16 protein-coding genes and 1 pseudogene are annotated in these 21,629 nt (G+C 46.7%); 16 read left to right on the top strand and 1 reads right to left on the bottom strand.

Translation table 11 applies throughout. The features are described from left to right. Positions 1 to 34: 34 nt before the first annotated feature. The 8 genes from IPJ71_04095 (at position 35) to IPJ71_04060 (ending at position 10,824) form a co-directional block, all read left to right on the top strand. Complete coding sequence (locus IPJ71_04095) at positions 35 to 1,258, top strand: cysteine desulfurase (protein ID MBK7842865.1); 1,224 nt, start codon at positions 35 to 37, stop codon at positions 1,256 to 1,258. A 64-nt stretch (positions 1,259 to 1,322) separates the two neighbouring features. Then, positions 1,323 to 2,390, top strand: coding sequence for a tRNA 2-thiouridine(34) synthase MnmA (gene mnmA / locus IPJ71_04090; GenBank protein ID MBK7842864.1), 1,068 nt, complete (start codon positions 1,323 to 1,325; stop codon positions 2,388 to 2,390). Beyond that, positions 2,387 to 3,730: a tRNA (N(6)-L-threonylcarbamoyladenosine(37)-C(2))-methylthiotransferase MtaB gene (gene mtaB / locus IPJ71_04085; GenBank protein MBK7842863.1), complete on the top strand. Its 1,344-nt coding sequence runs from the start codon at positions 2,387 to 2,389 to the stop codon at positions 3,728 to 3,730. Before mnmA ends, mtaB begins: the two co-directional genes overlap by 4 nt. A gap of 53 nt (positions 3,731 to 3,783) precedes the next feature. Then, positions 3,784 to 4,461: a ribonuclease III gene (gene rnc, locus IPJ71_04080; GenBank protein MBK7842862.1), complete on the top strand. Its 678-nt coding sequence runs from the start codon at positions 3,784 to 3,786 to the stop codon at positions 4,459 to 4,461. 2 nt (positions 4,462 to 4,463) lie between these two features. Continuing rightward, positions 4,464 to 5,363: a GTPase Era gene (gene era, locus IPJ71_04075; GenBank protein ID MBK7842861.1), complete on the top strand. Its 900-nt coding sequence runs from the start codon at positions 4,464 to 4,466 to the stop codon at positions 5,361 to 5,363. Beyond that, positions 5,344 to 6,858 (top strand): ribosome biogenesis GTPase Der, encoded by a 1,515-nt coding sequence (gene der, locus IPJ71_04070; protein MBK7842860.1) that lies wholly within the window; start codon positions 5,344 to 5,346, stop codon positions 6,856 to 6,858. Before era ends, der begins: the two co-directional genes overlap by 20 nt. After that, positions 6,836 to 8,290: a sodium-dependent transporter gene (locus tag IPJ71_04065; protein MBK7842859.1), complete on the top strand. Its 1,455-nt coding sequence runs from the start codon at positions 6,836 to 6,838 to the stop codon at positions 8,288 to 8,290. The genes der and IPJ71_04065 overlap by 23 nt, the downstream gene beginning before the upstream one ends. Positions 8,291 to 8,469: 179 nt before the next feature. Beyond that, positions 8,470 to 10,824 (top strand): glycoside hydrolase family 27 protein, encoded by a 2,355-nt coding sequence (locus IPJ71_04060; protein MBK7842858.1) that lies wholly within the window; start codon positions 8,470 to 8,472, stop codon positions 10,822 to 10,824. A 26-nt stretch (positions 10,825 to 10,850) separates the two neighbouring features. Here IPJ71_04060 and IPJ71_04055 read toward each other — a convergent pair whose 3' ends face one another. After that, the gene (locus IPJ71_04055) at positions 10,851 to 11,684 is read right to left on the bottom strand and encodes an outer membrane beta-barrel protein (GenBank protein MBK7842857.1); all 834 of its coding nucleotides are present in this window, start codon (positions 11,682 to 11,684) and stop codon (positions 10,851 to 10,853) included. Between the two features lie 603 nt (positions 11,685 to 12,287). On the opposite strand from IPJ71_04055, the gene IPJ71_04050 reads away from it, so the two are divergent. The 8 genes and pseudogenes from IPJ71_04050 to IPJ71_04015 all read left to right on the top strand — a co-directional run bounded on the left by IPJ71_04050 (position 12,288) and on the right by IPJ71_04015 (position 21,318). After that, entirely contained in the window at positions 12,288 to 13,313 is a 1,026-nt protein-coding gene (locus IPJ71_04050) for a phosphoribosylformylglycinamidine cyclo-ligase (GenBank protein MBK7842856.1), read from the top strand. A 35-nt stretch (positions 13,314 to 13,348) separates the two neighbouring features. Further along, complete coding sequence (locus IPJ71_04045) at positions 13,349 to 14,665, top strand: hypothetical protein (protein MBK7842855.1); 1,317 nt, start codon at positions 13,349 to 13,351, stop codon at positions 14,663 to 14,665. Positions 14,666 to 14,729: 64 nt separating this feature from the next. After that, entirely contained in the window at positions 14,730 to 16,040 is a 1,311-nt protein-coding gene (locus IPJ71_04040) for an adenylosuccinate lyase (protein ID MBK7842854.1), read from the top strand. Positions 16,041 to 16,062: 22 nt separating this feature from the next. Beyond that, the gene (locus IPJ71_04035; GenBank protein ID MBK7842853.1) at positions 16,063 to 16,800 is read left to right on the top strand and encodes a phosphoribosylaminoimidazolesuccinocarboxamide synthase; all 738 of its coding nucleotides are present in this window, start codon (positions 16,063 to 16,065) and stop codon (positions 16,798 to 16,800) included. Further along, entirely contained in the window at positions 16,797 to 17,039 is a 243-nt protein-coding gene (gene purS / locus IPJ71_04030; GenBank protein MBK7842852.1) for a phosphoribosylformylglycinamidine synthase subunit PurS, read from the top strand. Before IPJ71_04035 ends, purS begins: the two co-directional genes overlap by 4 nt. Then, positions 17,036 to 17,696, top strand: a pseudogene (gene purQ, locus IPJ71_04025) (phosphoribosylformylglycinamidine synthase subunit PurQ). The gene purS and the pseudogene purQ overlap by 4 nt, the downstream one beginning before the upstream one ends. A 45-nt stretch (positions 17,697 to 17,741) precedes the next feature. Further along, on the top strand, positions 17,742 to 19,958 hold the full coding sequence (purL, locus tag IPJ71_04020) for a phosphoribosylformylglycinamidine synthase subunit PurL (GenBank protein MBK7842851.1): 2,217 nt from the start codon (positions 17,742 to 17,744) through the stop codon (positions 19,956 to 19,958). Further along, positions 19,942 to 21,318: an amidophosphoribosyltransferase gene (locus IPJ71_04015; GenBank protein MBK7842850.1), complete on the top strand. Its 1,377-nt coding sequence runs from the start codon at positions 19,942 to 19,944 to the stop codon at positions 21,316 to 21,318. Before purL ends, IPJ71_04015 begins: the two co-directional genes overlap by 17 nt. Positions 21,319 to 21,629: the final 311 nt, after the last annotated feature.

Below are 21,629 nucleotides of genomic sequence, written 5' to 3'. Positions count from 1 at the left end.
AGTGAGTTTCTGTCCTATGGTAGCGTCCGGCGCTATGAGTTATGGGCAGTTCAGTCTAAAGAGCGAGAACCGAATCTACTTGGATCACAATGCGACGGCTCCGCTTGCCACGGACCTTCCTGGTCAGGTCCAAGAGTGGTTGAAGGAGTGGGGCAATCCTTCTTCGATTCATTTTCAGGGCAGGGGTCCCAAGACCTTGATGCGGGAAGCCCGTCAGAACCTCGCTAAAATTCTGGGAGTGGATTCTTTGGAACTGATTATGACAAGTGGGGGCAGTGAGGCCAATAATTTGGCCTTAAAGGGCGTTTTTGATGCCTATACTTTTTCCCAAACGAAGGGACGGAGAATAATTGATCGTCCAAAATTCTTGGTGAGTGCAGTTGAGCATCCGAGTGTTCGTAGGACCCTTGATTTTTTGTCTCAAAAGGGGGCACGAGTTGAGGTTATCCCAGTTGATCGCAATGGTGTTCTGGATATGGAAGCTTATGCAAGTCTGCTCGACGATAAGGTTGCCTTGGTTTCGGTCATGTATGCGAACAACGAGACAGGACATATTTTCCCGATAAATAAAATGGCGAAAATGGCACACGAACATGGAGCCCTCTTTCATTGTGATGCCGTTCAGGCATTGGGTAAAGTGCCTCTCAATTTGCGTAAACTTGAAGTAGATCTGGCCAGTTTTTCAGGTCATAAATTTTATTCTCTCAAAGGGAGCGGAATGCTTTATAGCCGCAAAGGTATTTTTTTGGAGAGTCAGGTTCATGGCGGCGGACAGGAAAGAGGACGTCGCGCAGGCACCGAAAACGTTTTGGCATCGGCAGCATTGGGTTGGATGTGCCAATTTCAGAATCAGATTGAATCTCGGGCAGGCGAGATGAAAAAACTTCGCGACTATATTGAAGCAAGATTGATCGATGAGATATCGGATTTAAGAGTGCTTGGTCAGAGAGGAAAACGTCTGCCGAACACGACCTGTGCGTTGATCGACGGTGTTGATGGCGAAACCCTTTTGATGAACTTAGATATCTTGGGAGTTTCGGTGTCGACAGGGGCTGCTTGCAGTTCGGGAAATACAGAGCCAAGCCCTACTTTGCTGGCAATGGGCTTGAATCGAGAAGAAGCTCAGAGTTCCTTGCGCATCAGTATTGGCTGGGGAACAACCCAGGATGAATTGGACAGGTTTTTGGATATTTTGAAAGTAACAGTGTTGCGCCTCAGGGGTCTTCATAACGATCGATTGCGAGAGAAATATGTATAATTTCGATGGGCTGGCTTCTCAATCTGTTAAAAGGGAAATTAGCAAAGGTAGGGTCTTGGTTGCTATGAGCGGGGGAGTCGACTCAGCGGTGGCAGCAGAGATTTTGGTTAGCCAAGGTTACGATGTCGTCGGTGTGACGATGCAAGTGTGGGACTACTCCGTCGATAGTTGTGAAATTCAGGAAGGAAACGGCACCTGTTGTTCGAGTATTGATGTGGATGACGCGAGGGCTGTTGCAGATAAATTGGGAATTCCCTTTTACGTGATGAACTGCGAAGCAAAATTTAAAGCTCATGTAATTGATGATTTTGTTAACTCTTACCTGAAGGGCCGTACTCCCGTTCCTTGTGTGAACTGCAATACTTTTCTAAAATTTGACCATTTAATTCAAAAAATGCGGGAGTTGGACTGTCAATATTTGGCAACAGGTCATTATGCGACGATTTCGATCGGGTCGGATGGGCGCGCGGCGATTTTCACGAGCGAAGATGATTGGAAAGATCAAACTTATTTTCTGTTTACCCTAAGACCAGAAATACTGCCGAATTTAATTTTTCCAGTAGGAACTTGGAAAAAAGATGATATCCGGAAGTACGCAGAAGAAAAGGGTCTTTGTGTCGCTCGAAAGAAAGATTCCACAGGTATTTGTTTTGTTGGAAAAAAGGGCTATGCCTCTTTCATTGAAAGTCAGATTTCTTCTGACGATCTTCACTCTGGTGAATTGCGTCTTTTTCCGAGTGGTGAATTATTAGGTCTCCATGAGGGAATTCATCAATTTACCTACGGACAGCGAAAGGGTTTGGGAATCGCTGTCGGTAATCCTCTTTACGTGGTGAAAATAGACGCTGAAGATCATACAGTTTGGCTGGGAGAAGAGAAGTATCTTTATTCTTCACAAATGAAAGTTCATCGTCTGAGTTGGCTCAATCAAGTGGTTGATGGTGAGACTTTACGAGTAAAAATTCGATTTCAGCATCGTGGGGTTCCAGCGCGAATCGAGCGGAGCAAGGAAGAGGGGCCTGATGAAAAATTCCTTGTGGTTTTTGAGGAGCCTCAAAGGGCCGTAACGCCAGGTCAGGCAGCTGTTTTTTATCGCGATCAGCAGCTGCTCGGGGGCGGTTGGATCGAATGACGACTGAGACTCGCTATCATATTCACACTTTTGGTTGTAAGGTAAACACTTACGATACCGGCCTTCTCGAGGCCAGACTAAGTAAAGTTGGATTTCGGATCGACCCTAAGGATCCTGAGGTTTACATTCTCAATACCTGCGCTGTGACCGGAGAATCAACAAAAGAGGCTCAGCGGTGGGTCCGTCGGATCAAGGTTAAAAATCCTTTTGCCCTCGTTGTGGTCACTGGCTGTGCGGCTCAGGTAGACACAGATAAATTCTCTTCTCTGGCAGGAGTGGATCTCGTCGTAGCCAATTCCCATAAGGGTCAGTTGGATGAGTTGATTCGCAAGCTTCAGACGGGCGAGCTCAAAGAGCGGGTCTATAAATCCAATATTTTTAAAAAAATGGATCTTGAGGAGGGAGGGGGAGTCGAAAATCGTCACACCCGCGCATTTTTGAAAATACAAGATGGATGCAATTCCTTCTGTACTTATTGCGTGATTCCATTTGCGCGAGGGAAGAGCCGAAGTCTCAGTGTTGATTCTCTCGTGAGGCGAGTCAATGAACTGGTGAGTGAGGGAGTTAAAGAGGTCGTCCTTGCTGGTGTTCACATTGGTGACTATTTTGATTTCGATAAGATGGGCTCTACTTGTGGGCTTGAAGGTCTGATCGAACAAATTCTCAAAAACACTCAAATTGAGCGATTGCGAACTTCGAGTTTGGAACCGGTTGAAATCACGGATCGCCTCATGGATTTGTTTAAGGATGAAAGGCTGTGTCCACACTTTCACATGTCGATCCAGAGCGCTTGCAGTAAGACTCTATCAGATATGAAACGCAATTATGGGGCTGAGGCCGTTGAATCATGCCTTGAGCGTATTGCTCGGGAAGTGCCCCAGGTGTTTGTTGGAATGGACGTGATCACGGGCTTTCCAGGCGAAAGCCCTGACCATTTTCAGGAGACCTATGATCGCCTCAAGACGTTGCCTTGGACGAAGATCCACGTTTTTCCTTACAGTGAGAGGCCAGGAACCTATGCGAACCGTCTACCAGAAAAAAACACCCGGCAGGCCATTTTGGAAAGGGCCCGTAAACTGAGGGAACTGAGCTGGAGTCGCTACGCTGAAAAGGCTCTGAGCCAGGTTGGTACAATCAAGCGTGTCCTTACCTTGAAGAGTGAGGCGGGGGTCTGTCACGGCCTGAGCCGTGATTATTGGCCTGTTCAGCTACCTGAGCTGGATTCGTCAGTTTCGGCGGGGACTGAGATAAATGTTCAGATTCAGGGATTTGACCATTCTCAGGGCGATCGAAAAGAAGGTTCACTTGTTGGAATCTCGGAGATTGACGCTTTCCAATAAATCAGTTAGAGAACCACAGTGTTGGGTGACTTTCTTTGAAAGGAGAACCCTTGATGACCTTGCAGGAAAAGTTGGGCTATAGTTTTAAGGATCCAGATCTCTTGGCCAGAGCGCTGACTCACAAGAGCTTCCACAATGAAAACTCCACGACTTCAAAGGGCGATAACGAGAGGCTTGAGTTCCTGGGTGATGCTGTCCTCGATCTCGTTCTCAGCGATTTGCTCATGAAGAGATTTCCGGATTTAGCTGAAGGAGATTTGTCAAAGATTCGTGCGAGTCTTGTCAATGAAGCGGTGTTGGCCGAGTTGGCCTTAGAGTTTGGATTGGATGGACAACTTCGTCTGGGCCGTGGAGAGATATTGACCGGAGGGGCTTCTAAGCCACGCATATTGGCATCTTCGATCGAGGCCTTGATTGGCTGCTTTTATCTTGATGCGGGCTTTACGGATTGCCGAATTTGGGTGGAGAGGCTTTTTGAACCCCGATTGGCTGCTTTAGATCTCACTCGTCATTTTGCTACGGACTACAAGACACGCTTACAGGAATTCTCTCAGGAGAAATACAAGGCAGTTCCTCTGTATGTCGTTGTTAAGGAAGAGGGGCCCGATCACGAAAAAACCTTTTTTGTGGAAGTCAAAATAGGTGACCAATTGCTTGGCTCGGGCCAAGGGAAGAGTAAAAAGCTCGCTGAGCAGGAGTCGGCTCGACGCGCTCTGGAAGGACTGACATGATGATGAACTATAGGGCAGGATTTGTTGGGCTCATAGGGCTTCCGAATGCGGGGAAGAGTACTTTGGCAAACACTCTCATAGGAGAAAAGGTATCTATAGTGACGGCGAAACCTCAAACCACGCGGCAGCGCGTGCTGGGGATTCGCACAGATGAATCGAGTCAGATTCTTTTTGTGGATGCTCCAGGAGTCATAAAATCAACGTCTGGATTGAATGGTTTCCTGGGCGCAGAATATCAGTCGGTGATGAACGACAGCGATGTGTTGATCGCCGTCTTGAACATTGACTTTCCACGAATGGAAGATCTCATTTCCATTGCAGAGACTTGTAGCACCCAGAGGAAACCCTGGATGGTGGTCATAACCAAGTCCGATTTTGAAAAACCACAGAGAGCCGCAATATTGCGCGATCAATTGCAGAAATTCTCGGTACCAATTGTGGCCGTGTCTGCACTTCATCAGAAGGAAGCAGCCCGGGAGTTGGTTTTACCTCTGGTCAAGGACTTGCTGCCCCTATCGCCAGCTCCGCTTTTTGATCCCGAGATCTATACCAGCCAAACTTTGAGGGAAATGGTGAGCGAAATTGTTCGGGAAAAGGCATTTGAGCTCCTTCACCAGGAGATTCCGTATGGACTTGCGGTGCAAATATTGAAATTCGATGAAGATGCAGACCCAATTATTAAAATATATGCCAATATTTTGGTCAACAAGGAAGGGCACAAGGCCATTGTGGTGGGTGCGGGCGGTTCACAGCTCAAGCAAATCGGGCAAACGGCCCGTCGGGAAATAGAGACTCTGACAGAGCGACAGGTTTATCTTGATCTTCATGTGGTTGTGAAAAAGAACTGGGCAAAAAACTCGATGATGTTAGAGGAATTAGGCTATGTGGTCGCAAGAAAGTAAATCTATTGGAAATCGCGTTGCCATCATTGGCCGTCCGAATGTCGGGAAGTCTACTCTGTTTAACGTTTTGACCCGTTCTCGAAAAGCTGTGGTCAAAAATGAGCCGGGCGTGACCCGTGATGCACAAATCGAGCTGACGGAATGGTGGGGATCTAGCTTTGAAGTGATGGATACGGGAGGAATCACTGACGAAAAGGAAGGGTTTTCTCCTTTGATTCGTGAGTTGGTTCTATCCGTTCTCGAAACGGCCACCATGGTTATTGTGGTGATGGATGGACGGGCAGGATTGGTTCCTGAGGATCGCGATATTATTCGTGTCGCAAAGGAGTCGGGTAAACCTTTTTTGATCGTCGTAAATAAAATTGATAGTCTTCTCAACTACGAGCTGGAGACGGCAGAGTTTTTTGAGTTCGGAATGGACGTGATACCTGCCTCGTTTGAGAAACGTGACAATATTGATTGTATTGTTGAATGGATTCGCTCTCGAATGAGTGAGGCGGAGAAAGACCCACGAGAGGGAGTGAGGCTGTCCTTGGTGGGGAAACCCAATGTGGGGAAAAGTTCTCTGGCAAATAGACTGCTGGGACAAAAGCGTATGCTTGTTTCAGAAATTGCTGGAACAACCGTCGATGCAATAGAAGAACAGATTGAATATAGAGGTCAGAAATATATTTTGGTTGATACAGCGGGTCTTCGTCGCTCGGCTCGGCGCCAGGATGGAATAGAGTATTTGTCCGCGGTGAAATCTCACGACAGTATTCATCGCTCGGATATTGTTTTGCTATTGGTGGACGGAACATTGGGGCCCACAGATCAGGACACGAAAGTTCTGGAATACGCGCTGGAACGACACAAGCCGGTCATTCTTGTGGCCAACAAATCGGATTTGGGACAGAATGAGATTCCTGAGTACCGAAAGAAATTTCGTGAACAGGTCGCGAGACAATTTCATTTTTTTCAGGATATTCCGATAGAATTTGTGAGCGCAAAGACGGGAGCGGGTCTTGATCACTTATTCGAAAAAATTGAAGACATATGGAAGAAAGTCAATACAGTCATTCCCACTTCTAAACTCAATAAATTTTTCTTTAGCGTGATTCGCCAATTGCCAGCTCCGGTTTGGGGATCTCAAAATGTGAAGATTTATTATCTCGTCAGAACAAGGCAAGTGCCACCGAGCTTTATTGCTTTTGCGAACTATCCTCAAGGAGTAACCCGCCCCTACCGACGTTTTCTTGCGAAGCGTATTCAACAGGAGTGGGAGCTGGAGGGTATTCCAATCCGAATTTTTGTGATGCAGAGTCGTCGTTCAAAAACCCGACAAAATCGTGAAGACAGAAGACAGCCGGAATATGAGATTGATGAATCAGTAGCAACAGCCGAAGCGGAAAATTGGCTTGCTGAAGCAGAGGCCAAAGTGGAAACATGGGGAGAGCCGGTTTTCCAGTATGCCTTGGATGAAGGATCGGCAAATGAGCGAAGCCTCGAAGTCTAATCGACGAGATCTCTGGGGAACGCGGCTGGGGTTTTATTTTGCGGCCATAGGAGCAGCTTTTGGCTTGGGCAATGTGTGGCGCTTTCCCTACGTCGTCGCAGAGAATGGAGGAGGGGCCTTCGTCCTTCTTTATTTGTGTTTTTTGTTTCTTGTGGGTCTTCCTTTGTTGGTGGGTGAGTTAATGTTGGGCAAGGCCACTCGTCGTAGCGTTGTGGCGGCACTGTCTCGGTTGAAGCACCCCATGGGGGAAGAGGTGAGTGCGACCAAATCTACCAGAAAATCTGTGGAAACCTCGTTGTCGGGTTCCTTTTGGGCGTACCTGATGCCCCACGTGGGACGGGCCAGTGTGATGGTGGGGTTGATTGTCCTTGCCTATTTTGCAGTTATTTCAGGTTGGGTTCTCTTTTTTGTCGGTCATGCTTTTCAGGGTCTATTTTTGGATCAGAACGCTTCTGCGAATCAAGCGGTAGATCAGTTGATGAAGAACGGATGGTTGCAGGTAATTTTAACTTTTAGTCATCTTTTATTTGTGAGTTTGGTTGTGGCCAAGGACGTGGAGCAGGGCATAGAACGATGGGTTGGCTTGATGATGCCAGTTTTCGGAATTCTTATGGTGGCCTTGGCTTTCAAGACACTCAGTTTACCAACTTCGACAGATGCCATACGATTTTTATTTTACCCAGATTTTTCAAAACTTAATTATGCTTCAGTCAGCCAAGCTTTGGGCCACGTCTTTTTTACGCTGAGTATTGGATTTGGTTCAATGGTGACCTTTGGCAGTTATTTGAGGGATAAAGTTGTCATCTCTCGGGCTGGCTTTCGGGTTACGGCAATAGATTCCGTGATCTCTCTCGGTGCAGGATTACTGATCTTTCCTATTTTTCTGACCTCCGCTTCCGGAGGCTCCGGGCCAGAGCTTTTGTTTCGAACTGTTCCGGTATTGTTCCGAGATATTTCGGGAGGTCATTGGTTTGGGGCAGGATTTTTTCTTTGTCTTTATTTGGCGGCACTGGGAGCAAGTATTGGTCTTTTGGAAACAGTGGTTTCCAACCTTGCAGATTCTCAGAAGGTCCGACGTGAAAAGGGGGCTTGGTGGGCCGGCTCGATCTGCTTATTTTTTGCTGTTTTGCCTTCGCTTTCTACCAGCGTTTTTCAGAATATTCGGTTTGGAAAGTTAAATCTTCTTGAGATTTGCGATTCACTGCTGATCAATTGGATTCTCCCCGTGGTGGCTCTTTTAGTGAGTCAGGGCATTTTGTATGGCTTGTCCAATCAAGTTAAAAAAGCGGAATTCTTTGGTGAGGAAGAGGGAGAGATGGATTCCGCAAAAGAACGCCTCTACAGCCATTGGGTTTTTGCTTTGAAGTGGATAACCCCTACCGTGGTTGTTGCAGCCTTGGTTTTGCAGATCATTGGACTTTTTAAAAAGTAACCCGTTGTATTTAGAATTTCGGTTTTTGGTTTTCATCTTCCTTGAAATTCAACGAGTCTCATTTTGAGACAGATTTTGGACTGATATTTTGAAATGGGGAGTCTCCTCCACACTTGCTCCACAATTCCAAAGCAGAATGGATTGGAGGGCGAAAACGGAATAAGGGAGAAGACGACCCAATGAAAAAAGCATTATCAACTTTTCTATTTGTGAGTTTGTTAGGAACCATGGGTTGTCAAATCCCAGGATTCGGAACCAGGGATTTTGCTGGGAAGAAGAACTCTGGCAACAGTTTGACCAACTTGCCAAATGGCCGAACTTTTGAACATCTCGATAGAGTTCAAGATAATCCGCTCACTCAGTTGCCAATGATGGGTTATGGAACTTATCAGTCTATGTCGAGAAGCAGATATGGAGTGAATTGGGACAAAGATACGGCGACTCAAGTGTGGCAATTCGGATTGCGTCGACAAGAGATCTTGGACATCGCTGATGCCATGGTGAACAACGGACTCCTTGGTGCGGGGTACAATATCATTCTGATTGAAAGTGGCTTTTGGTACACGGACACAGAGCATTCTGATCGAACGGCTGACGGAAAAATCTTTCCAAGAAAAAAACTAGGTGACATCAAGTCCTTGGTTCAAACTCTTCACGACAAAGGGTTTCTTGTTGGAACATATTCTGATACAGGAACTCATGGTTGTGGTGGTCTTCCTGGAAGCGGCAATCACAGAAACAGTGATTTGGAGCAGTTTTTTGATTGGGGTTTTGATTATCTGAAGCTGGATCACTGCGGAGAGAATCCTCAAACTGGAAATTCCTATCATGAATATAAACTTTGGGGAGAAGCGCTTTTAAATTTTATGAACCGATATAAGAGAAATTTTATTTATAATATCGCTGACTGGAACCACAAGGATCGTCCATCAGGATGGGCCAATCAATTCGGAAACTCGTGGCGCACAGGCTATGATATCGAGACGTATCCTGATTACAAAGTAAATTGGAACATGGTTCTAAGAAACTTTGATTACAATGACGTGCCCCCTGCGGCCGGCCCTGGACACTGGAATGATGCCGATTCTTTGACAATCGGCGGGTACGATCTTTCAGACATCGAAGAGCGATCTATGTTTGGTATGTGGGCGATGCAATCGGCACCCTTGATGCTTGCCACCTACCCACTCGATTTAAATCCATCTCAGCCGCAGGCAAAGCGGCTCAAAGAGATTGTCTTGAACCGTGAAGTGATCGCAATCAATCAGGATCCTTTGGGTCGACAGGCCGAAAAGGTACGTGAAGACATTTTCGGGCGCGTTGTTTACTCAAAAATACTTTCGGGAAGTGGCCGGCGAGCCGTCATGCTCTTGAACAGAACGGAATCTCCCTCAGATATCAGTTTTTATTTTTCTGATTTGGGTTTGAAACCCTACTCAATATCCAAAGTTCGTGATCTATGGACTCACGAAGATATAGGGTCAAATGGATACTCTATGACCTTTTCGAGGGTCCCTGCTCATGCCAGCATTGTCTTAGTCGTAGAGGGAAGCGAAAAGCCAGTCGACCAAATTCTTTCTTTCCAGAATATGGGTGGAAAAGTTTTGGGAACCCCCTCTCTGGTGACAACAAAAGACGGAAATCAAATCATCTTTTCCAGAGGAATGGATAACAATATTTGGATTCGTCGCAGCCAGATCGGAGCTGCTCAATCATGGTCGACATGGTCTCAATTGAATTTTCCAAAATACAAAAATAGATTTGGTGAAGACGAAACCTTTGAATTTTTAGAGGACTTTGGAGTGACAGCTCGTGATAATAACATCTGGTTGGTTGGGGCCGGTCGTCCTGATTGGGCGGCACAACATGAGCGATCTGTATTTTTCTCTTATTCGACAGACAGTGGCGCCACATGGTCAGTTCCAGCCTTGCTAGGAGGGGATCTGAGAGGACATGCCACTCCCGTACTGAGAGACGCCTATGACACTTTAGATATTCTTGGAAAGGGCCTTGACGGAGCAATTTGGAGAAAGACTTGGTACTATCGAAATGGCACTGCCTACTGGGGTGATTGGACGCGACTAGGAGGATGTCTTCATTCAGGAATTTCTACCGTTGCTCGCGGGAATAGTTACGTTGATTTTAGCTATGTGGACTGCAGTGATCGACTGGTTCACGGGTATTATGTCGGAGACGGTGCTATCCAATCGGGAAAAGTTCCGAACGCCCCTCTTGTGACAGGAACCCCAGCGATTGTTGTCGATCAGTACACCAAATATCCTCATATTTTTGTCAAGGGTTTGGAGAATAATCGGATTTTTGAGTATGTTTACAGAGCGACAAGCGGTTTGCAGTTAGCTGGTTCATTGGAAGTCTGCTCAAAATCTGGTATCAGTGCCTTTAACAGGCCGGCAAATTTAATCTCGGCAAGCAATTCAAAATACGCTGATAGGGTGATAACAGCTTGCAGCAACAGCCACCTCAACCCGAACCAAGATTTAATTTCGGATTCCGTTCTTTTGGAAGCATTTTAAAAGAGTACCCTTAACGATGGAAGGATCTAGTAATTGATTCCCAATATGACAGCGAGGTTGAAAAAATCCCCGGTTGGGTAGATTCCAGTTTTTTCTCCGCCAGCTAAGTTGATTTCCGAGTTTTCGTCTTTAAAATTGACTAAGTGGTAGCTTCCTTGAAATCCGAGAAACATTTTATTGCGCATCATTGGGATTTCTATACCTGCGCCTAAATCAAAACCCAGAGCCCCCTCCTTCGAAAAGGCACTGATTCCCGCAATTGTAGCCGTCCGATAGACTTGGGAAAAACCACCGATAAGGTAGGGGTTGAATCGGGCGAGCCCTCGTGTGACGTTTTGAGTGTTTAAATAGTATTTGAGGTCAATACCAATGGCGGTAATGGCCGCCGTCCCGATCACCTGAGTTTTAGCGGGAGAGATAAAATTGATGGTATGGTCGCCAGTCAGAAAAGAAAGCTGCATGGAAAAGCGCAGATCAAAAAAATAATTGAGAAAGAGACCGAAATCAGGCGCCGCCGAATAAATTTGGCCAAGAGTTTCGGTAAAACTTCGATAGCCTCCAATAAAGCCGAGAGTGAAAAATCGACCATTGCGAAAAAAGTTGATGTCGGCCTCTTCGTCGCTGGCTTCATCAAACTCGCTGTAATCTGCAAATGGGTCGTAGCTGTCGTCCGCTTCGGCTTGAGCGTACAGTGGTTTGAGCGCAGCAGCGGGAGGAGGCTGAAGCCCCCATTGAGGACTATCTCTGAGCAGTCCAACCCAATTCTCGTCGGCCAAGGCACGGAGAGATGGAAGGAGCATCGTGAGTAGCATAAGAAATAGCAGGCGGCTCCAATATTTAAAACTTTCGCCGTGAGCCAATAGTCGTCCCTCCAGAAAGATCCTCTTTATAAGTCTAATGGGAAACGAAGGTCTGAGGCCATTGAAATTGCCGATTTTTAAGATGAGTCCGCTTAATTGTATCAAGATGAAGCACATGGAGGATGTGCTGGGGGCCTAGGTTTAGATCACTTGCTTAGAAATTGGTCGATTTTGAGAACTCTCTGTAATTACAATATGTTATATGATATCGGCGCAGGTTTTTCATCTTCATTTTAAGAGCAAAGTCCTGTCTAGACTATTCTAAAGACTCTTTGGCAGTTGGAGCTATTTTTGCTTGGTAAAGAGGTGACGGTGAGGCATGGGTGGTTCTGATGGTATCACGGGATTGTTCTGAAATTATGTTGGGCGTTGGTAAAATTTTGAAAGGATCTTGAATTTGGGTGTCGGTTTCCCCCTTTATCCGGGACCCATTGCCCGAATTGCGTAAAAAAGAATTTCGCATTCGGGAAGGGCTGACCACTTGGATCAGCCCTTTTTTTTTCTTTTATAGATCTCATTCCATCTTGAATTCATTGAACCGGACTTCTTTTCTTGTTACAAGATGCCCTGTAACCCCACTCCATAACTCTGAGGAGATCCGCTGTGACGATGGATTATAAGACGGCCGGCGTCGATATTGAAGCTGGGGATGCCTTGGTCACTTGGCTTAAAGCAAATCAGCCCTCACGTTTGCCTCATCAGGAGCGTATCGTGTCAGGAATCGGCGGATTTGCTGCTCTTTTTCGGGGTTCATTTCCAGAAATGGAATCACCCTGTCTGGTCAGTTGCACAGATGGCGTTGGCACCAAAGTAAAGCTGGCTGTTCAGTATGGGGGTTACGAGCAGGTTGCTCAGGATCTCGTCGCTATGTGTGTCAATGATATGATTTGCAGCGGAGCTCAGCCTCTCTTTTTTTTGGATTATTACGCTTGTGGTCGTTTGGACCTCGAAAATGCAAAGCTCTTTTTAAAGGGAGTTCAGAATGCCTGTCTTCAGTCAGATTGCCTTCTGATCGGCGGAGAAACAGCTGAAATGCCAGGTGTTTACAAACCTGAGGATTTTGATTGCGCGGGTTTTAGCGTCGGAGTTGTGGATGAAGCTAAGGTTTTGGGCGCTCATCGGGTGCAGTTTGGAGACCGGGTCATAGGTGTCTCAAGTTCTGGTTTTCATTCCAACGGATTCTCACTTTTGCGCAGGATTTTTGAGCGAGATTTGGACTCTTGGGCGGATCGACTTCTTATTCCGACAGCGCTCTACGTTCGTTTGGCAAAAGAGCTCAATCAAATTCCAGGGATTCGGGCCTATGCTCACGTTACGGGCGGAGGGATGGACAACTTGCTACGGGTTGTTTCGGAAGGTTCAGTTCTTTCACTGAAAACCTGGGAAGTTCCAGAACCCTTTCTCGAAGTCAAAAGGCGCGGAAAAATGGAATGGAAAAATCTTTTGAGCACACTGAATTGTGGCATTGGGTTAGTTGTCTATGTTAGCTCAGAGAGTGAATTTCAGGCACACAAACTCATTTGCCAGCACGGTTTTAAATCCTTTTCTCTGGGCACCGTGGAAGAGGGAGAATCAGGCTCGGCATCTCGGTGGACTTTTAAAGAGGCTGAATTTACCGAGCAGCTTTAGTCTTCCGTTCGACAGGGTCGAAAAGAAGGGAATAAATGACAATCGAAAGTCGCTCTGATGTCGTGGTGGTTTCGGCATTTGGTCGTGGGAACTGGCTGGCAGCTGAACTCGCGGGCATTGGTTTAAAAGTTTCTCTGGTTGAGACTTCTGATCATTTGGGACGATGGACTCCGGAGGATTGGGAAGGGCCATTTGGATATTTTCAGACGGATAAGCTATTGGCTTCTCAAAAGGCCCGGCTCATCGAAGAGGATTATATTGAGGATTTGCCAGAAGGTTTCACCGTTTGGTTGTCTGATGGACCGATTGACCTCAAAAGTTCCTTAAGCCCTCATCTGTTGTCCGAAAGTGGGATTTCTAAAGAATCTCTCAGGTACTTAAGTGACTATGAGAATTTGTCTCCTGAGCAGATTCGTGTTTTGAAAGACCAAATTAGTCGAAGCCCATTTTCAAAAAACTGGCTTGTTCAATTGGCCCATCAGTTGGCTAGTCACGTTTACAAGGAAAACGCTCAAGGCTTGACTTATGGTCGTCCCTTGCCAATTTTTTCGCCTTGGTTATTGCGAAGGGTGAGTCGGAAGGGAGTTGGCCATTCTCTTGATTGGGTCACTTCCAGAGGTGTGAAGGTGCACAATGGGGCTGAGTTCGTGGATATCTCAACCGAGAATGGCACCATCAATAGCATTGAGATTCGGAGCTCCTGGTCTGGGGCAATGATGGGTCGTCAATTTGTATGGATGTTAACGAGTGAGGAAACTAAAAAATTGTCAGCGAGGGTCAGCGAAATCCTTTACCCGAAGGGAATAGTTCAATCATCTTGGAACTGGATTCGATTTCGAATGAGGCTTGCCAAAGAGATGTATCTGGATAATTTACCTCTCAAATTCGTCATGATTGGAGATCTTTACGCTCCATGGACTCATTCCAATTTGCTCATCATTCAGCGGACGGTGCAGTCTGAGGATATGGATGTGTGGATTCGAATTCCGAGTCAGCATCGATTTCAGCGCGCCTATCTGGAGGCCAAAGCCCAGGAAGTGATCGAGTTTTTACGTAAAAAAATTCCGGCCTGCTCGGCGTCTATTGCCGATATGCCTCAGGATTATTTGTACGAATATCAGGAGCTGGGGCCGCCTCGATTTCCTCTGTTTTTAGAAAGTGATCTTCGCACTCTCTTTCGTGCAGAGTTTTCGAATTTACATTATTCGAGCGCTGAGGACTGGGGGCTTTCAGAGTGGAGCTCTCTGCTGAAGGATCAGGTTAAAATCTGTGAGAAAATTCAGAAATGGAAAAAGGAACTCGAATTGAAGGCGTCAAAAGAGAACAAGGAAGGCAAAGAAGCGAGTCTTTAGGTGGTATTGAGTATCTTGTTCCTAGCGAAATGGCGTTTCAGAGTGATTGTAAAAGGAGATTAACTTGATTTCTAGATATTCCCGGCCGGAGATGAGCGAAAACTGGAGTCTTCAGCATAAATTTGAATCGATGCTAAAGGTCGAAATCGCTGTCGCCGAGATTCAAGCAGACTTGGGTATCATCCCAAAACAAGCAGCTGTTGATATTCGAAAATTGGCGCGATTTGATCTGAAACGAATTGATGAAATTGAAGCGACGACCAAGCATGATGTCATTGCCTTTGTCTCGTGCGTCGCAGAAAATATCGGAGAGAGTGGTCGTTATGTTCATTATGGATTGACCTCCTCAGACGTTTTAGACACGGCTCTCAGTCTTCAGATTTCTACCGCTGGGGACATTCTCGTTCGCTCAATGAATCGATTGGAAGCCTCTCTTGGGCGATTGATAGACGAGCATCAGAATACCCTTTGCTCAGGGCGGACTCATGGAATGCACGCCGAACCCACCAGCTTTGGATTTAAAATGGCTGGTTTTGCTGCTGAATTGAAACGCAATCAGAGTCGTTTTGAAAGGGCTGTTGCAAATTGCGCAGTAGGAAAGCTGAGTGGAGCTGTTGGGACCTATTCGACTCAACCACCGGAGGTTGAGGAGGGGGTGTGTCGCAAACTGGGCTTACAAGCGGAGACTCTTGCAACTCAGGTGATTCCTCGTGATCGTCACGCGGAGGTTTTCTTTGCCTTGGCGATGATTGGAACGGGTCTGGAACGATTGGCCGTAGAACTCCGTCATCTTCAAAGGACCGAGGTGTCGGAGGTTGTGGAAGGCTTTTCACCAGGTCAAAAGGGTTCAAGTGCCATGCCTCATAAGAAGAATCCGATTAGTTCCGAGAATATTACGGGAGCCGCACGCTTGTTGCGCAGTTATTTGCAGTCCGCAATGGAAAACGTCGCCCTTTGGCACGAGAGAGACATCAGTCATTCTTGTGTTGAGAGGGTCACCTTTCCCGATGCTTTTATTCTCTGTGATTACGTGGTTGATCGTATGTCTGGCGTTCTTGATGGTCTTTTTGTTGATTCAAAGCGCATGTTGTCCAACATGGACATGTCGGCGGGACATTTATTTAGTTCCCATGCCCTCCTCGCTCTTGTTGATGGCGGACTCACGAGGGAAGAGGCTTATCGGTTGGTGCAGGCCCACGCTCACAAATTAAAGTTTGGGCAAAAGCTAAAGGAAAGTTTACTCGAGGACAAAGAAGTGACAGATCGAGTGCCAAGAAACAAATTGGACGAGATCTTTTCTGGAAATACGCATCGTGAGGCTATTCTGAAAGTAATTGCTCGAGTGAGAGCCCAGATAATACGGAAGCACAAGTGAGTTGAGAAATGTGGAGGCAAGAGTGAATTATAAAAAAGGTGAGTTTCTTTACGAGGGAAAGGCCAAGAGGATTTTCCAGGTTAAGGGTGAAAATAATCTTTTGTGGCTTGAGTTTAAAGACTCCTTAACGGCATTCAATGCTCAAAAAAAGGGCTCGTTCGAGGAAAAAGGGGTGGTCAACAAGCGGATTGCGCTCTTGACTTTTCGATATTTGAAATCGCGCGGTATACCCAGTCATGTTGTGGCTGATTTGAGTGAGCGCGAGATGGTTTGTGAGAAGCTTTCGATTATTCCTCTTGAAGTTGTGGTGCGAAATTGGCTGGCGGGCTCTACTGCCAAGAAATTTGGCCTTGATGAGGGGACTGCTCTCGAACAGCCGCTGGTAGAATTTTATTATAAAAAGGACGAGTTAAATGATCCTTTTGTCAGTGATGACCAGGCCTTGATGCTCAAAACTGTTGAGAAGCAAGAAACCCTGAATGAATTAAAAATCAAGGCTCTCGAAGTGAACAGGGCACTCAGTGATTTTTTCAAAGCGATTGGAATTCGTCTCATCGATTTCAAGATCGAATTTGGATTTGATAAAAATGGAAAGATCCTATTGGGTGATGAGATCACTCCGGACAGTTGTCGCTTATGGGATTTGGCCACTCTAGAAAAACTTGACAAGGATCGGTTTCGTCGTGATTTGGGCAAGGTTGCGGAGAGCTATTTAGAGGTTCTCAATCGAATTACCGGGTACTGGGAGGAGCAGTTATGAAAATCGGCGTAAAGATTTTGCCAAGAACCGAAGTTTTAGATAGTCAGGGTCGTGCAGTTGAGAAAACACTTTCTCAACATGGAAAGCGAATTGGAGCCTGCAGAGTGGGCAAGTACATTCAACTAGAGATCGACGAAGCAACTCAGGAAGGGGCTCTCGCCAAAGCTAGGGAGATCACGGAGTTTGTTTTGTACAATCCTCTTATTGAAAGTTACGAGTTAGAGGTGGTGTCGAAATGAGTTCTTCCAAGAGAGTCGGAATTCTTCGCTTTTTGGGAACTAATTGTGATCGAGATGTTTGGCAGGCACTGGAGTCGGTGGGCTTAACTCCAAAATGGCTTTGGTACCAAGATCGATTCGATCCTAAAGATTTTGTGGCCTTTGTTTTGCCGGGCGGCTTTAGTTACGGAGATTATCTTCGTTGTGGGGCCTTGGCGGCAAAAGCCACCGTCATGGATTCCTTACGTGAGGGAGTTAAGTTAGGATTCCAACCTTGGGAATCTGTAACGGTTTTCAAATTCTTTGCGACAGTGGGCTTTTGCCTGAGCATTGGTTCGCAACCTGGGTTTGCGTTTTATCGACGATTGGGTAGGGCTTGAGTTGGTTAATTCTTGCCCTTTTTTCGTGGGTCGCCCAACGGAACAAAATTTGTTCCGACTCCCTATCGCTCATGGCGAGGGCCGTTACTACATTGAAGAAGATGGTTTAAAGAGGATTCAGGATCGAGGTCAGATCTGGTGGACTTATAAAGAAAATCCAAATGGTTCAATCGGAGACATTGCGGGAGTGAAGAATGAAGCTGGTCATGTGGTTGGTTTGATGCCACATCCCGAGCGCGCCCTCTTTGATTGGATGGGTGGGTCAGCGGGTCGTCAGTTTTTTGAGACTTTGCTCTAGGACTGAAGGCATTTCGAATTGTTAAATCTGTGGAAGGAGTAAGGCGTGGAATTGTCGGCCAAACTAAAGCGTTACCGAATCAGTCAGCAAGAGTACTTGCGGATAAAGGAGCTGCTCGGTCGTGAGCCAAAAGGAGTCGAATGGGCTCTGTTCTCTGCGCTTTGGAGTGAGCACTGTAGCTATAAGAGTTCTAAGGTTCACTTGAAGAAATTTTTCAACAAGACGGATCGCGTCCTCGAGAGTTTTGGCGAGAATGCGGGAGTGATTGATCTGGGGCTGGGAGAGCGCGTGGCATTTAAAATGGAAAGCCACAATCACCCCAGTTACATAGAGCCCTATCAGGGGGCAGCGACAGGGGTGGGCGGGATCTTGCGTGATATTTTCACGATGAATGCGCGCCCGATCGCCTTGGGAAATTTTTTGTGTTTTGGAGACCCGAAGGCTTCGAGAATGCCGGCCTTGATCGATGGAGTTGTCAGAGGAATAGCTGGATACGGAAACTGCGTAGGAGTTCCTACGGTGACGGGACAGACCGAATTTCACTCTTCTTACAATGGGAATATTTTGGTCAATGCTTTTGCCCTTGGTTTATTTCGGCCAGGCAAAAAGGTGGTGAATTCAAAAGCTCGTGGACCAGGGAATTATGTTGTTTATGTTGGAGCCAAGACAGGTCGGGATGGAGTTCATGGGGCTTCCATGGCGAGTGAGTCCTTTGATGACAATAGTGCCGCAAAAAAACCCACGGTTCAGATTGGTGATCCATTTTTTGAAAAGTTGCTAATTGAGTCATGTCTCGAAGTTATGGATAAGGATCTTGTGGTTGCCATCCAGGATATGGGAGCTGCGGGCTTGGCAAGCTCGAGCTTTGAGATGGCGTCAAAAGGGGGAGTGGGCTTGACCCTCAAATTGGATCAGGTCCCTCTCAGAGATTCTTCGATTTCTCCAGAGGAAATTCTTCTTTCAGAAAGCCAAGAGCGAATGTTGCTCGTTTGTGAGCCCGCAAAATTCCCAGCTCTAAAAGAAGTTTTCGATCGTTGGAATCTCGATGCGTCAGTTGTTGGAGAGATCAAGACTGAGCCGACTGTTGAACTTTACTGGCATGGAGAAAATATTTGTACAATAGATCCTGATCTTCTTGTTGAAAATGCCCCCCTTTACGAAAGGCCGTACCAGTCCTGGGTTGATCAGAGACGAGAAAACCTGACGGATCGGATTTCGTCTTCTGTCGAGGATGCTAACGATGCCTTGATAGAGGCTCTCGCTGACTTGCGGGGCACTTCTCGAAATTGGATTTTTCGTCAGTATGATCAAAGAGTGGGTGGTGCGACGGCTCGAGATTGCAGCGACTCGGTTGCGGTAGTAAGGCTTCCTGATTCAGGTCGAGCTCTTGGTATTGTCTTGGGTTGTCGTCCTTACATGATGAGATGGGATGCCAAGCAGGGTGGCATTGATGCCGTCGCCTATCCTGCAATTGAGCTCGCCATTAAAGGCTTTGAACCTTTGGCGCTCACAGACTGTTTGAATTTCGGAAATCCAGAAAAGCCAGAATTGATGTCTGAATTTGTCGCCTCTGTAGAGGGAATGAATTCTATGTGCCAAGCTCTTCAGGCACCAGTGATAAGCGGTAACGTGAGTTTTTATAATGAAACTCTCAATAGCAATGTGACCTCCACTCCAGCGACGGGCTTAGTTGGATTGCGTCCGGACGTCGTAGATATTCCCGCTTCCCATTTTGTGGGAGCCTTTAATGACATTTATCTTTTGCGGCTGCCTCAATTGGAGCTAAGTGGGCAGTATGCCGAAGCAAAGACTGCTCAGCCAATGCTGGGACGTGGGCAAATTGATGTGAATAGAGTGGCTGATTTTGTTAAATTTCTGACCAGATTGGGTCGGGAGAAATATATTAAGTCGTCTCGAATTGTGGGAAAATACGGATTGGCCTATGCCTTATCAAGAATGGCGATACCTCAAGGTATCGGTGCAAAAACGGCCGGCGGAGAATGGTACTTGAATCCCCGAAAAGAGGCTGAATCTTTATTCTGCGAGCACTATTATGAAATACTTTTTGAAGTGGGCAAATCTGACGGTGAGCGCTTAAAAGCCGCAGTGAAGGACGAAAAGATGGAGTCTGTGAAACTTTTTAAATTGGGTGAAACTGGCGAGGACAGAGTGATCTGCGGCCGTAGCATCGATATTCCAATCAATGAGTTGGCGCGAGCTTATTCCAGAGGCTGGGAGGCAAATCTTGAAATCTTGGCGTGAGGAATGCGCTGTTTTTGGAGCCTGGGGAGATCCTGAGGCCGGTCGTATGGCCTATTTGGGCCTCTTTGCTCAACAACATCGGGGACAGGAGTCAGCAGGGATCACGTCTTTAGCAGCTGGTGGGCGCCAAATTCATCATCGGGGATTGGGTTTGGTCGGTGACGTTTTTTCTGCCGAGGCTCTCGATAAATTAGAGGGCGCAGCGGCCATCGGTCATGTGAGATATTCGACGACGGGGTCCAATTCGACAAACAACATTCAGCCTCTCGCTGCAGAACTTCAAAATGGTCCGGTTGCCATGGCTCACAATGGCAACATCGTCAATTCACGAGCATTGCGTGGCGAATTGAAAAAGCTTGGTGCTATTTTTCAAGGGACAAATGATACCGAATGTTTGCTTCATTTACTGGCCAGACACCCGAGCGGCAATCTGATTAAATGTTTGAAGGAATCAGTTCTGCGCTTGAAGGGCGCCTACAGCCTGGTTTTGCTGGCTCAAGATAAACTCATTGCCATGCGTGATCCCTTGGGCTTTCGACCTCTGGTGTTGGGACAGAGGCCTTTAGAGGAAGGTGGCTTTTCTTGGGTGGTGGCCTCTGAGACTTGTGCTTTTGACCTCATCGGTGCAAAGTACGTCAGAGAGATTGAACCGGGAGAGATTTGGTGGGTAGATAAGGAGGGAGAACACAGCGAGATATTTGGAGAGAAGGCAGAGAATCTCGCTCAGTGCGTTTTTGAACATGTTTATTTTGCCCGTCCTGATTCAAAGGTATTCGGAAAAAGTGTTTACGAAACTCGCAAAAGAATGGGTGAGATCCTAGCAGAAGAGAGCCCTATCGATGCGGATCTGGTGATTCCCGTGCCTGACAGTGGTTTACCTGCTGCAATCGGCTACAGTCAGAAGAGCGGTCTGCCTTTTGAATTGGGAATCGTGCGCAATCACTACATTGGCCGAACTTTTATTCAGCCCAGTCAAAGTATTCGTTCCTTTGGAGTCAAAATTAAGTTGAACCCTCAGTCGGAAGTGCTCAAAGGTAAAAGAGTGATTGTGATCGATGATTCATTGGTCAGGGGCACAACCAGTCAGAAAATAATCCGTTTGGTGAGACAGGCAGGAGCCAAAGAAGTCCATTTTAGGATCGCTTCTCCTCCAACAACTGGTCCTTGCTATTACGGAGTGGACACACCTGAGAAAAATGAACTGATTGCAAATATGAAGTCCCTGGAAGGGATCAGAGAATTCATCGATGCCGATTCTCTGGCCTACCTGACGATCGAAGATATGATGAAGGCGGTAGGAGCGAAGCGAGATGGATATTGTGCGGCTTGTTTTGATGGAGCCTATCCAACCGAAATTTGATTTTATTAGTGATTCTTGAACTGGCCCGCTTGATTGTTGTTCCAAACTCCAAGGGCGCCTGACTGAAGCAAATCTCAGGAATTCAGGATCTTCAAACATGCGTCCGGCAGCAGCGCTCACGTTGTGAGCACTGCACCAAGCCGAACTCGATCCTGAATTCCTGAGATTTGCTTCAGTCAGCTCCCTGTGTCTTTTGGACACAACAGAATCACCGAAGGCTTGCGGGCCAGCCATGGATTCCAACTTCGAATGGCGATCATGAGAGGAGAAAATCAAGCGAGGACGACCATTGGGTTCGGGGAAGAAGCTGG

The sequence above is a fragment of the Bdellovibrionales bacterium genome (genome assembly GCA_016714165.1).
GTDB lineage: Bacteria > Bdellovibrionota > Bdellovibrionia > Bdellovibrionales > UBA1609 > JADJVA01.
The sequence above is the reverse complement of the archived record's forward strand: the minus strand, read 5'-3'. Positions and strand labels throughout refer to the sequence as shown.